The sequence below is a fragment of the Occallatibacter sp. genome, from assembly GCF_049802275.1.
Lineage (GTDB): Bacteria > Acidobacteriota > Terriglobia > Terriglobales > Acidobacteriaceae > Telmatobacter.
In genome coordinates this window covers 1-11893 of sequence record NZ_JBARMD010000397.1, presented here as the reverse complement: position 1 = coordinate 11893, position 11893 = coordinate 1, and the positions used below count along the sequence as shown (strand labels likewise).

General features: G+C 57.9%; 10 protein-coding genes. 6 read left to right on the top strand and 4 right to left on the bottom strand.

Annotation, left to right across the window (positions count from 1 at the left end; translation table 11 throughout):
- Window positions 1–453: 453 nt before the first annotated feature.
- The 4 genes from WA354_RS13925 to WA354_RS13910 form a co-directional block, all read right to left on the bottom strand.
- Window positions 454–1005 (bottom strand): hypothetical protein, encoded by a 552-nt coding sequence (locus WA354_RS13925; RefSeq protein ID WP_472813619.1) that lies wholly within the window; start codon window positions 1003–1005, stop codon window positions 454–456.
- Between the two features lie 196 nt (window positions 1006–1201).
- Window positions 1202–3442, bottom strand: coding sequence for a PilZ domain-containing protein (locus tag WA354_RS13920; RefSeq protein WP_472813618.1), 2241 nt, complete (start codon window positions 3440–3442; stop codon window positions 1202–1204).
- Between the two features lie 375 nt (window positions 3443–3817).
- A complete protein-coding gene (locus tag WA354_RS13915; RefSeq protein WP_472813617.1) occupies window positions 3818–4057 on the bottom strand; it encodes a hypothetical protein in 240 nt (79 codons plus the stop codon).
- 879 nt (window positions 4058–4936) lie between these two features.
- Window positions 4937–5500 (bottom strand): BON domain-containing protein, encoded by a 564-nt coding sequence (locus WA354_RS13910; protein WP_472813616.1) that lies wholly within the window; start codon window positions 5498–5500, stop codon window positions 4937–4939.
- 411 nt (window positions 5501–5911) lie between these two features.
- Here WA354_RS13910 and WA354_RS13905 point away from each other — a divergent pair, with 411 nt between their 5' ends.
- The 6 genes from WA354_RS13905 to WA354_RS13880 all read left to right on the top strand — a co-directional run.
- Window positions 5912–7231 carry an acetyl-CoA hydrolase/transferase family protein gene (locus WA354_RS13905; protein ID WP_472813615.1) on the top strand — a complete coding sequence of 440 codons (1320 nt, stop codon included), beginning with the start codon at window positions 5912–5914 and terminating at the stop codon, window positions 7229–7231.
- Between the two features lie 24 nt (window positions 7232–7255).
- Window positions 7256–7582, top strand: coding sequence for a 4Fe-4S dicluster domain-containing protein (locus WA354_RS13900; protein WP_472813614.1), 327 nt, complete (start codon window positions 7256–7258; stop codon window positions 7580–7582).
- Window positions 7567–8646 (top strand): 3-methyl-2-oxobutanoate dehydrogenase subunit VorB, encoded by a 1080-nt coding sequence (locus WA354_RS13895; protein ID WP_472813613.1) that lies wholly within the window; start codon window positions 7567–7569, stop codon window positions 8644–8646. The genes WA354_RS13900 and WA354_RS13895 overlap by 16 nt, the downstream gene beginning before the upstream one ends.
- Complete coding sequence (locus tag WA354_RS13890; RefSeq protein ID WP_472813612.1) at window positions 8639–10138, top strand: 2-oxoacid:acceptor oxidoreductase family protein; 1500 nt, start codon at window positions 8639–8641, stop codon at window positions 10136–10138. The genes WA354_RS13895 and WA354_RS13890 overlap by 8 nt, the downstream gene beginning before the upstream one ends.
- Entirely contained in the window at window positions 10135–11115 is a 981-nt protein-coding gene (locus WA354_RS13885) for a branched-chain amino acid transaminase (RefSeq protein WP_472813611.1), read from the top strand. The genes WA354_RS13890 and WA354_RS13885 overlap by 4 nt, the downstream gene beginning before the upstream one ends.
- Window positions 11116–11177: 62 nt before the next feature.
- Window positions 11178–11893, top strand: a 716-nt coding sequence (locus WA354_RS13880) for a Glu/Leu/Phe/Val family dehydrogenase (protein WP_472813610.1), incomplete at its 3' end; no start/stop codon positions are given.

Sequence of the window (11893 nt, the reverse complement as noted above, 5' to 3'; positions counted from 1 at the left end):
GATGGCGATTCCGCTGGAGAAATCGTTGAAATGGACATTCAACTGACCGGTCGGGACGCGCCCTGGCTGACCTCACCCTATAGAGACGCTGGCGACGAGCACGGACGCAACTAGGATTGGTCAGATCCTGAGATAGCGGGGAGTAGCAGCGCTCCCGCTATCTTATGGCGCACAGTCAGCCTCTCGATATGAATCGGTTCAGCCGCTCTAAAAGTTCGGCCGTCACGAGTAGTGTCCCCACAGGTCCGAAGAGAAACAGGAGCAATTCCGCTTTGAATCCAAGGCAAGAAAAGGCCATGCGCACCTCTCCTGTCTGTATCGGCTTCGGTTTGAAATGTATGAGGTTGATCTTGTCACGGCCCCTGCGAAGCGCATCGCAGCGGAAGCGGATCCCCAAGCAACCTGGGAACCGTCAAGCACTTTCTGGCCAGTGGAAATCGACGTAAGTCGCCGCTACGAAGCGCGCTTCCAAGGCTCGGCGTTCCCCTCGGTCAAAGGAAGCCCCTTCAGAAACTGCGCAAGCTTTGTTAAATCCAGCCGCGTCGTCCCGTAGACATAACCGTCGTGTTGCTCATTGTCCCCCGAGGGAAGAAACGTGAACCCCACGCCATCCGCCCCGTTCCTCACTACAGTCGAGAACACTGTCAGCGTTTGGCCACTGGCGGCATCGTCTGTACGCACAAGAGTTACTGGAAATCCCGTGCCGGGAATCCACCGCTCTTCTGTAATCATGAAGAACCCTCCGATGCTGACGTCGCCGATCTTGTACTCCCTCGACGTGCGGAGCAAGCCGAGACAGCCAATCACCGGCGGCATCGTATGGCGGTTGGCTACGCGCTGGTCGGGAACAAGCCAACGCATCAACCGCTTCATGATTGGTTCTTTTGGGAGGGAAGCCGTCATGTTCTTCTCCAACGGTGGGATCGAGGAGTGAATAACATTGATCTCAGCGAGGCGGGGAGTCGATGCAGCCTTCTTCGGCCCGTCCTTGATCAGCACGTCCATGGTCGCAGATTTCTTTCGAGCACACCAGTGCAAACAGGGGCCAGTAACCAGCCATTTCAACGTAGCACTCGGCTAAAAAGCATTCCTATACTCAATGAGTTGAATGTAGATACTGCAAAAGAACTGCAGAACCGGTTACCAAGGTCTTACATGGTTTGGATGATTGGCCAGATTTCCTGAAAAATCGCCGTGCCAATCAGAGAAAACGGGCAAGTGTGAATCGATCCGTGGCCTGCGACGGCTGAACGTCGTGGCTCTGCGGGTCAAGCGACTCCGGCATGACAAACTGGGCAGCCACGCCATCCGATCCCCGACGAACGATCTTCGAAAGGACCGTAATGGACTGCTTCCGCTCTCCCTTTGCGCACGGCTTCTGCAGGGTCATCTGGATCATCGTATCCGGCATCCAGCGATCCTCAGTCAGCAGATAAAAGCCGGTCATGCTGATGTCTGCAACATCATGCGGCCTCGGCGCTCCGCCGGTGAAGTAGTGAGCGACCATCCCCGGCACATAACGCCGATGCGCCTTTCGCCGATCGCTGTTCACGGGAGCGACCGGATTGAGCCACCTCCGGAATCGTGTTCCCAGGCTGAGTGGCTGTTCCTTGGCTTTCCCGTTGGCGTCCACACGCTGGATTGAGATCTTCAGCTTCCCCTTCTCCTCCGACTTGCGAATGCCGGGAAGAGGCAGGGTTAACGAAAGCTCGCCGCGCGCAGACGAAGCGGCATCGTTCTTTTCGTCCGGTTGTTTCGAGACATCGGTTTGGCCCTGCACGACGGCCTTGGAGTCAACCGCCGCCTTTTCCCCCGCTTCCTCACTCCGCTCAGAGTCGTCTGGCGCAGGAGCTTCGCGTCGCGGTCTTTTCGCCTTGTCCGGCACCACAATGGCAGCCCTTGCCACCCGGAGCTGTTCCGCAAAGCCAGCCGCCGAGTCTGGAGGTTGGTCGATGGCGTTCTTCGCTAGATCATCCAAGGGCGTTGACTTCGCTGCTGCTGACGCGAGAACCCTCTCTTGAGGGGACGTCACCAGGCCGGCAGAAGCCTGGAGCGCTTCAAATGCCATCAAATCTTCCAGGCCGGGATCTGGCACATCTGCCATCCCAGCCTGCCTCGAATCGGGCTCGATCTTAGCGGTGTTACTCGATCGGCCGTTGGCTACGGAATTCGCATGTCGCTCCGCACGAGGTCCTTGCTCTGCAACGTGATTGATCCCGTTCGCTCGCCACAACCCATATTGCGCAACCGTGAAAGTCGTGGCAATGGGCTGCTGCGGAATCGGGGTGCGTGTCGGACCAGAGATTGCCACGGGCGCATTAATCGGCGTGAAATCCCCCGTGGCCGGATGTTGCGGCTTCCAAGCCGTCGCATTCCTTTGAGTCGCGGGAACTGCGGCAATATCCTTGTGTTTCGCAGATACTTCCGGCTCATCTTTAGGCTGCGCTGCCGTTTTGCGCCCTGCCGCGACATTCTGCTCCTGCGCCTTCGCCCGCTCAGGCGCCGATCGAGAAACGGGCGGAAGCGTGTGGGCCCCGTTGCCTTGCGACACCCCATTCCGCTCCATCCATGCCGAAGCCGTTGGCGGTGCATCCACCCAGTTCGAAAATAGATCTTCTACACCCCCATGCTGGCCATTGATGACAGGAGCCTGGCTCAACGACCTCTGCAAAACCACTTCCGTGATCGAGATGACCGGCATCTCTGCGGAAGGTAGGATCCCGGCGTCACTGATCGGAGACTGTGCCGCAATCAGTGAAAAATCGGACTGAGCCGGCTCTGCCCCTGCCCAAGGATCATCCACTGTCACCGCGAGGCCGTTCGTAAGAGCGGCCCCCGGCGCCGGTGCGTCGGCATCCAGCCCATCAGCCATCATCACAATGTTTTCGGGTACGGCAATTGCAGCCGACGAGACATGAGCCGTAAATACAGCGCTTTCCAATCTTGAAAACGCCGCCTCGCGGCTGCTCGGAGACTTTGCTTCTCGAACCCTTCTGCGGGAAGGTCTCGAACTCAACGCGATTGGTTGGGTTGAGAGTGCATTGAGAGCTGCAATCTGCGTTTCAATTTCTTCTTCGAGTCCGATGATCAGTCGATCTCCCCTTCCTGTCTGCGTGGACTGCATTGTCTGGAGAGGCAACACAAGCGCGCTGGCAACTTCACGGTGATACGGCGGAAAGTCGACTCCGGGATGAACTTCAACCGCGTCCACAATCTGCTGATTTTCGTCCAGATAGAGCAGGTCAAACGGGAAGAGTCGCGGAACCGGGGGCGCTGCTGACAGAGGAGACACCCAGAACCCGGATTCAGCGTCCAGCGCGAGCCCGCTCACGAGCACCTTCAGCATCTTCAGTGGCTGGTCCGCACAGTCGGCGACAGTCACGTTTGAGCTGAGGAAAACTTCTCGCGCCAGGTTGTACACGCAAAGGAATCTGGCATCCATAAATCCACGGTCTCAGGGAAGGCGGCGCCGCAATACGCCCGCGCCCTTTTCTCGCGCTCGGCTCCCTTGGTCGGAAACCCGTCGTAGCAAAGGATTTTCTCAAGTTCGTGAGTTAAATTCAATCGAAACCTGCGACAATCGCCCGGCCGTTTGCTGGGTTCGCTCTGGTCGTGGTCACAGAGCCCTTCCGGCGATTTGGATTCGAACGAGAAACGCTAGCCGTCCAAGAATCGGAGATCGGGAAGAATCTTCTTTACAATCAGCCGGTTGCGGTAAAACGGATCGACTTTGGCGAAGAGAAAGATAATTCAGCCGGACACGTCTGGGGTCGCGTCCGGCTGATATTGCGGGGAAACACCGATTTAGGTAAGGCTTCTAAAGAACAGTAAGGCGAGTAACGACTGTGCAGTAGGGCAGGTGTGTCGTTCTTTTGACCTGGCCTTCGTTATTCTCCAGCTCCGGCATGCCAATCTCAGGCTTGAGGACCTCCATGAGTTTCTCGACGCGGTTCTTCTGGGCGCACAGTTGCTCAAAGGCTTTCAGGATTTTGCGCAATTCGGAAGATGCCTCGTCGTATGCGAATCGGTAAACGTCTTTATGAACGTTCTCTCTCATAGAAGTTTCTCCACGATTGAGAGTCTAGCCACTTATCCCCACCTGGGCATCGCACGATCGTGGTAACAAAAGTACAACTTCCATCGTGCACTCCTGCCCTTCAGGCCGATTTCATGTGATGCTAATCACAAATAAGCAGGCATCTTAGACGGAAACAAACGGGGGACCATGGACCCTGCGTCAAACCGGGCGGATCACGATTAGTTACCTGGCCTCAGCCTCAATTCACCAGTTCTCCTTCCCGGATCCGTCGCCAGCAGTCCGCCACCCGAAACCCGTCTGAACCCTCAATAGGCAGCATGTTCGCAAGTACACAGCACAGATTGGCGAGGCTGAACATTGGAAACCAGGGTTCAACGGCAATCAGGAGCAGATTCACCGATGGACCTGCCAGCGATATCAGAAGATTCTGATTCACAGTTCCTCGTTCCCGAACCGTAAATAGACCCTTTTTCCACTGAATTCCAATTCGTTTTATGCGCACACCCAGTGCCGCGGCCATCGCAAGATGCCCGCATTCGTGCAAGACCATCGCCAGGATGCCCAGCCCAAATCCCAAAAAGACAGGTTCGAGAAACCGAAGCCAAATCCAGTACATCTGCAGCCCCCAAAGGTAGCAAAGGTAGAAACGCGTATCTCGATCTTCAGCTCCGACGCCCTCGATTAGGCCGGGCCGGCGCGGAAATCAGAATTTCGATGCCAACTTGGGAATGCCTGGCTGCTGTATTCCGAATATGGACTCCACAAGAAGAGCCCCGCCGATCGTTAGCCGGCGGGGCTCACCAATTACAAAGCGGCGTATGGGCTATAGGCTATCTACTCTTCAGGCTTTCCATCCATCCTGGACAGGACAGAGTCAAGAATAAGCATGCTGTTTCCTTACGATGTCGTGGTCGAGTGCTTCTTGGGGTTGATCTCGATTTCGTTTACCACCTGCTGCACGTTCGGCACCTTCTTGGCGAGGTCTTCGGCCTCCTTCTTCTGCTTGGCCGTCTTCACCGATCCCTTCAGCACAAGTGTGCCGTTCTTCGCCGAGCCGCTGATGCTCTGATCGTCCAGGTTGGCATGTGCCTTGATCTCTGCCTTGAAGTTGTCTTCAATTGCACTGTCAAGGTTTGAAGCCACTGAACCGGCTTCGTTCGCGCCCGGAGGCCGCACCCCAATCTCGTCAGCAATGGTATAGTCGGGCGCCGCTTGCTTGGCGACGTTCGCAGCCTGGTTCTTCATGTCCTGGGAGTCCAGATTGCCCTTAAGCGTCATGACACCCTTTTCCCTGTCCTGGGAGACGCTCACGGCGCTCAGGTTGTTGTTCTTGAGTGAATCTGTGACGGCTGACTTCTCATCGGGGTGGGATGGCTTGTTACAGCCTGCAACAACCATGGCTCCCGCCAGAATGGCGGCCGAGCTCAGCAGGAACGGGGAATGGGATACTGTAAGTTTCATATATTTTCTCTCCTGGATCAAACGCGCAATCGCTTACAGCAAGTCAGATGTGATGCAAAGTGAGCTAGGTTGTACTTTGCCGAAAGTGCGTGCTCGCGGACGAGCACAAGTTCGTGATCTCCAGGCGTCTATCGAACCCTCACGCCATCCGACCGAAGCCGGTTCGGCAACATTCCCCGTCACCTTCAAGATGCAACTTTGCGAGGCTGTTTTCCTTCGTTTTGCCGGTGGAGACGGCGCTCCACATATGTACGTTTGTCGCCCTCCTCTTATAGCCAGAAGTGACCGCGGTCACAGTCCGGATTCGAAAAGCGAGCGCAATATATTCCGGGCTTTGGGGATGCTCTCTGACGGTCTAAGTAAGAGCAAGCCTTGAGATTGTTAAGCAAAACGGTCCGGAGACGAAAGATTGTGAACTGGCGAGAGGAATACCGGGGTAAGTGCAAGAGCGCCGCGCAGGCGGTAAAAGCTGTTCGCTCTGGAGACCGAGTCTGGATCCAACCGAGCTGTGGAACACCGAAGCCGCTCATTGACGCTTTGGTCGCGCGCGCGCCGGAGCTTCGCGATGTGGAGCTCGTCCACATGAAGACCCTCGGCGCGGCTGAATACACAAAACCCGAGTACGAAGGCCACTTCCGTCATCGCGGCCTTTTTCTCGGTGAAAACGTGCGTGAATCGGTAATTGCAGGCCGCGCCGATTACACGCCAATCTTCCTCAGTGAGATCGAGTCCCTCTTCGAAACCGGGGCTCTTCCGCTCAACGTCGTGCTGATGCAGGTGACGCCGCCCGACGCCCACGGATTCGTAAGTCTCAGCACCACAGTCGACTGCACCATGACTGCGGCTCGTTGCGCGCAGACCGTTATAGCCGAAGTGAATGATCGCGCGCCGCGCACGCATGGCGACACATCTATCCATGTCAGCCGGATTTCGGCCTTCGTCGAGACTTCACGGCCATTGCTTGAACTGCACACCGAACCCCCTACAGAGGTGCATCTGAATGTCGCCCGCAACGTAGCATCCCTTATTCCTGACGGGGCAACGCTGCAAACGGGCATTGGCGGCATCTCCGAAGCAGTTCTGTGCTGCCTTGGCGACAAGCGAGATCTCGGAATTCACACCGAAATGTGTCCCGACGCCGTCGTCGACTTGATGGAAGCGGGAGTGATCAACGGAGCTCGCAAGTCGATCCATCGCGGCAAGGCAGTCGCGGCATTCGTTCTCGGCACGCAGAAACTGTTCGACTACATTCACGAGAATCCAAGCTTCGAATTCCGATCGATTGCCTACACCAACGATCCGTTTGTCGTAGCGCAAAACGATCGCATGGTTGCCATCAATTCCGCTTTGCAGGTGGATTTGACCGGACAGGTCTGTGCTGATTCGATTGGCACGAAACCATACAGCGGATTCGGCGGCCAACTTGATTTCATCCGCGGTGCAGCCCGGTCGCGCGGGGGAATTCCGATTATTGCACTGCCTTCAAAGGCATGTCGCGATGCAGTATCCCGCATCGCGACGGTTTTAGAGCCAGGTGCGGGAGTTGTGACCTCGCGCGCAGACGTTCATTACGTCGTAACTGAACATGGAATTGCGTACCTGCACGGCAAAACGTTGCGGGAACGCGCCGAAGCGCTCATCGGCATCGCCGATCCACGCTTCCGGCAGGAACTCGAAGATTTCGCAGTGCGCGCGCACTACCTGGAACACAAGACGCTAGCGTACGCGTGAGGCAGCAATGATGAGGAGCGAACAATGACAGTCGCTGAGAAGAAACGCCCAGGGAAGACGAGCCCAGGGAAGACTAGCCCGGAAAAGCGGGCTAGAGGCTTGCTGCGCGTGGACGTAAACGAGTGCAAGGGATGCGGGATGTGTATCGAGGCGTGCCCGCCCAAGGCAATTCATCTGAGCGAGGAGCTCAATCACTACGGCTATCGCACCGCCACCTACAACGGAACAGGCTGCACCGGTTGCGGAATCTGCTTTATGGCGTGCCCTGAGCCCGGCGCCATTACGGTTCTCCGTCTACGTCCAGGTGCAGCCGTGCAGCATCAGGAGGCACTCGCATGCGCAAGCAACTGATGAAGGGCAACGAAGCAATCGTGAAGAGCGCGATTCTTGCCGGCTGCCGCGCATTCTATGGATATCCCATCACGCCGGCCAGCGAAATCACCGAAGCCGCAGCGCTCTATCTTCCGCAAGTGGGCGGAGTCTTCCTGCAGGCCGAGAGCGAGGTGGCCGCGATCAACATGCTCTACGGCGCATCCTCTGCTGGCGTGCGCTGCATGACCGCATCGAGCGGTCCCGGCATCAGTCTCATGCAGGAAGGAATCAGCTACATGGCTGGCGCCGAGCTGCCTTGCGTCATCGCCGACATCACGCGCGGCGGCCCCGGCCTCGGCAACATCGCCTCAGAGCAAAGTGACTATCACCAAGTAGTCAAAGGCGGAGGCAACGGCAACTACCGCACCATCGTGCTCGCACCCCACTCTGTACAGGAGATGGCAGACCTGACGGCTCTTGCTTTCGAACTCGCCGACCGCTATCGCAATCCCGTTGTAATCCTCGCCGACGGCTTCGTGGGCCAGATGATGGAGCCCGTCGAGTTCGCAGAGAAAGCAATACTGCCGCCGCTGCCCGAGTGGGCCGTAGCCGGAACCGCCGAGTCGCGCGCCAACATGATCACCTCTTTGCACATGGGCACAGACGACCTCGAAGCGCATAACAACGCCCTGGAAGCAAAATACCGCCGCGCCGAGAAGTACGAAACCCGCGCAGAACATTGGTACACCGAAGATGCCGACATCGTTCTCGTCGGATACGGTATTGTCGGCCGCATCCTCAAGGCCGTCGTCGCAGACGCTCGCGGAATGGGAATCAAGGTTGGTCTGTTGCGGCCCATCACCCTCTATCCGTTCCCCACTGCGGACTTCCAGCGCCTCGCCCGGCACGCCCAATCCTTCATCGTCGTTGAGATGAGCAATGGTCAACTCATCGAAGATGTTCGCCTCGCCTTGAACGGCTCACGTCCAGTCGAATTCCTCAATCGAATGGGTGGCAATGTGCCATCGCACGAAGAGGTTCTTAAATTTGTTCTGGCTCATGCGCAGGCTTGCGCGGAAAAGGAGCAGATGGCTCATGTCTAATCTGGAATCCGATTACGAAGTCGTACATGCCAAGCCAAAGGTCTTCTACAAGACTTACGAGCGCAAGGAAGAACTCCAGCACCAAACCCACTACTGTCCCGGCTGCGGCCACGGCATCGTGCACAAGATGCTGGCGGCAGCCATCGACCAACTCGGCATACAAGACCAGACGATCCTCATCAGTCCCGTCGGCTGCTCCGTCTTTGCCTACAACTACTTCGACGTAGGCAATATCCAGGCAGCGCACGGCCGCGCGCCCGCGGTTGCCACGGCGGCAAAGCGCAGTCATCCGCACAGCATCGTCATCAGTTACCAGGGCGACGGCGATCTTTCCGCAATCGGCTCCGCTGAAATTCTGCACGCAGCCAATCGTGGTGAAAACATCACAGTCATCTTCGTCAACAACGCCATCTACAGCATGACCGGCGGCCAGGCTGCGCCTACAACGCTGATCGGCCAGAAAAGTACGACCACTCCGTTCGGCCGCAGTGCAGCGAACGAAGGCTATCCGCTGCGTATGAGCGAACTGCTCGCGACGCTCGACGCACCCGTCTACATTGAGCGCATCGGCCTCGGCGACAACAAGCAGATCGCGCAAGCGTCCCGCGCCATCCGGCGGGCAGTAGAAAACCAGGTGAATGGTCTCGGATTCTCAATGATCGAGGTGCTTTCGCCCTGCCCGACGATCTGGAAGATGTCTGCCATCGAGGCGCAGCACTGGGTCCGCGATGTGATGGAGAAGACGTATCCGCTGGGCGTGGTATGCGACCGTACGAAAGACCGCGAGCCCCGCGCCGCAGCCAACCTCGCGCCAGCGCTCGAAGAAATCCCCGCGATCCTTGGAATTGCACATGACGAAGTGCCTGAAACTCCCGCTCCATGCAACTTGACGGGCGAAGTCGACCTTCACGTACGCGTTGCGGGGTTCGGCGGGCAGGGTGTCCTGCTGCTGGGCGAGGTTCTGGCCGAAGCGGGACTCGACGCGGGACTGGAAGTCTCGTGGCTTCCGTCCTACGGTCCCGAAATGCGTTCCGGCACCTCCAACTGCCATGTGCGCGTCTCGAAGGAACCAATCGATTCGCCACTCGTCACCGTGCCGAACTTCCTCGTTGCGATGAATGAGCCTTCGCTGCGCAAGTTCGACCTGAGTGTAAAACCCGGAGGCTGGGTCATCTACAACGGCGATGTCTTCCCAGAGGACTGCGAGCGGAACGACGTCAACGTGCTTGCACTCAACTTCACCCGCGCCGCCGATGAACTCGGCGACCCACGCGCGGCCAACATGGTCATGCTCGGCGCGCTGCTTGAAGTCTCAGGCGGGCTGCCGCAAGCCAGCATCGATGCGGCTCTGCGCCGCCTGGTCAAATCCGAACGCTGGTATCTGCTCGACGAACGTGCCCTGGCGCGAGGGCGCGAACTGTATCGCGAGTCGCGCAATCACCCCAGCGACCAAGACCTGTCGCCGGGGACCCCGAAAGAGGTTGCCGTATGAAAGCCGCTGCCGATCCAAACTTGATCGTCTACTTCCATGGCAAGTACATGCCGTTGCACGACGCGCAGGTCAATATCCTCACGCATGCTCTGCACTATGGGACCGGCGTCTTTGAGGGCATCCGCGCACACTGGGTGTCGACCGAAGACGAGCTGTTTGTCCTACGCGCGCACGAGCACTACGAGCGCTGGAAGAAGAACTGTGGCATCCTCCGCATCCATGTCCCGGCCACCGTGCCGGAACTGTGCGCCATCACTGTAGAGCTAATGCGTCGCAATGCGTTCCACACCAACGTCTACGTGCGGCCGCTTGCCTACAAGAGCGCCGAGCGCATCGGCGTCAGCACCGATGACCAGGACGCCTTCGCCGTTGTCGCTCTTCCCTTCGGAGAATATTTGCACAGTGACAAGGGGTTGCATGCGGGCGTAAGCTCCTGGCGTCGGATTGAAGACAACGCAATCCCGGCGCGCGCCAAAATCTGTGGCGCCTATGTGAACAGCGCTCTCGCCAGCGACGATGCACGGCGATCCGGATTTGACGAAGCCATCTTCCTCAACGAGAACGGACACGTCGCCGAAGGCGCCACCTGCAACATCTTCATGGTGCGTGACGGAAAGCTCATCACGCCCTGTGTGACCGAAAACGCGCTTGAGGGCATCACGCGCAATTGCATCATGGAACTTGCGTTTCGCGAACTGGGGCTGCGCGTTGTCGAAAGGCCAATCGACCGCAGCGAACTCTACATATGTGACGAGCTGTTTTTTACCGGCACTGCTGTCGGCGTTGCACCCATCGTGCGCGTCGACCATCGCCAGGTAAAAGATGGCGTAATCGGAGCGGTGACGCACGCAATACAAAAGCTGTATTTCGATGCGACCCGCGGTCATCTTCAGGCTTACGGGAACTGGCTTACGCCGGTTTACCAATCACGGATGAAGCACGAGAACGAACTGGTCTCCACGGCTGGATCCATGTAGGCGGAGCCCGTCTCTCCTGCTGCAACCGCGCGGTAAACGGTGCAGGCAAGGAGGAAACAACGATGCTCGCAACAAAACTCGCAGACAATGCCTATGACATGGCGATGGAGAATTTTGACTCCGCGGCGGACGCCATGGGTCTCGACAACGATACACGGGAGATGATCAAGTTTCCCGAGCGCGTGCTGACCGTAACGGTGCCGGTGCGCATGGACGACGGCCACATCCACCGTTTCGAAGCCTATCGCGTTCAACACTCCACGGCGCGCGGCCCTGCAAAAGGCGGCATTCGCTTCCATCCGCAGGTCACGCTCGACGAAGTGAAGGCGCTGGCAACCTGGATGACCTGGAAATGCGCCGTGGTGAACATCCCGTTCGGCGGCGGCAAGGGCGGAATCACCTGCGATCCGAAACACATGTCGCAGGGCGAGCTTGAGCGGATGACGCGCCGCTACACCAGCGCGATCCTTCCGCTCATCGGCCCGCAACAGGACATTCCCGCGCCCGATGTCTACACCAATTCGCAAACCATGGCTTGGATCATGGACACCTACAGCATGACCAAGGGCTACACCATCCCCGGCGTCGTCACCGGCAAGCCCATCAGCCTCGGCGGATCCCTTGGCCGCAATGAAGCCACTGGACGCGGCTGTTTCTACACCATTCAATGCGCATGCGAACACCTCGACATACCGCTGAAGGGTGCAACCGTTGCCGTACAGGGCTTCGGAAATGCCGGATCGATCGCGGCACAACTTCTGCATGAAGCCGGCGCCCG

Coding starts and splice junctions, on each gene's coding strand:
- WA354_RS13900 (WP_472813614.1), top strand. CDS start 7,256: ATGACAGTCGCTGAGAAGAAACGCCCAGGGAAGACGAGCCCAGGGAAG.
- WA354_RS13920 (WP_472813618.1), bottom strand. CDS start 3,442: ATGGATGCCAGATTCCTTTGCGTGTACAACCTGGCGCGAGAAGTTTTC.
- WA354_RS13885 (WP_472813611.1), top strand. CDS start 10,135: ATGAAAGCCGCTGCCGATCCAAACTTGATCGTCTACTTCCATGGCAAG.
- WA354_RS13910 (WP_472813616.1), bottom strand. CDS start 5,500: ATGAAACTTACAGTATCCCATTCCCCGTTCCTGCTGAGCTCGGCCGCC.
- WA354_RS13915 (WP_472813617.1), bottom strand. CDS start 4,057: ATGAGAGAGAACGTTCATAAAGACGTTTACCGATTCGCATACGACGAG.
- WA354_RS13890 (WP_472813612.1), top strand. CDS start 8,639: ATGTCTAATCTGGAATCCGATTACGAAGTCGTACATGCCAAGCCAAAG.
- WA354_RS13925 (WP_472813619.1), bottom strand. CDS start 1,005: ATGGACGTGCTGATCAAGGACGGGCCGAAGAAGGCTGCATCGACTCCC.
- WA354_RS13895 (WP_472813613.1), top strand. CDS start 7,567: ATGCGCAAGCAACTGATGAAGGGCAACGAAGCAATCGTGAAGAGCGCG.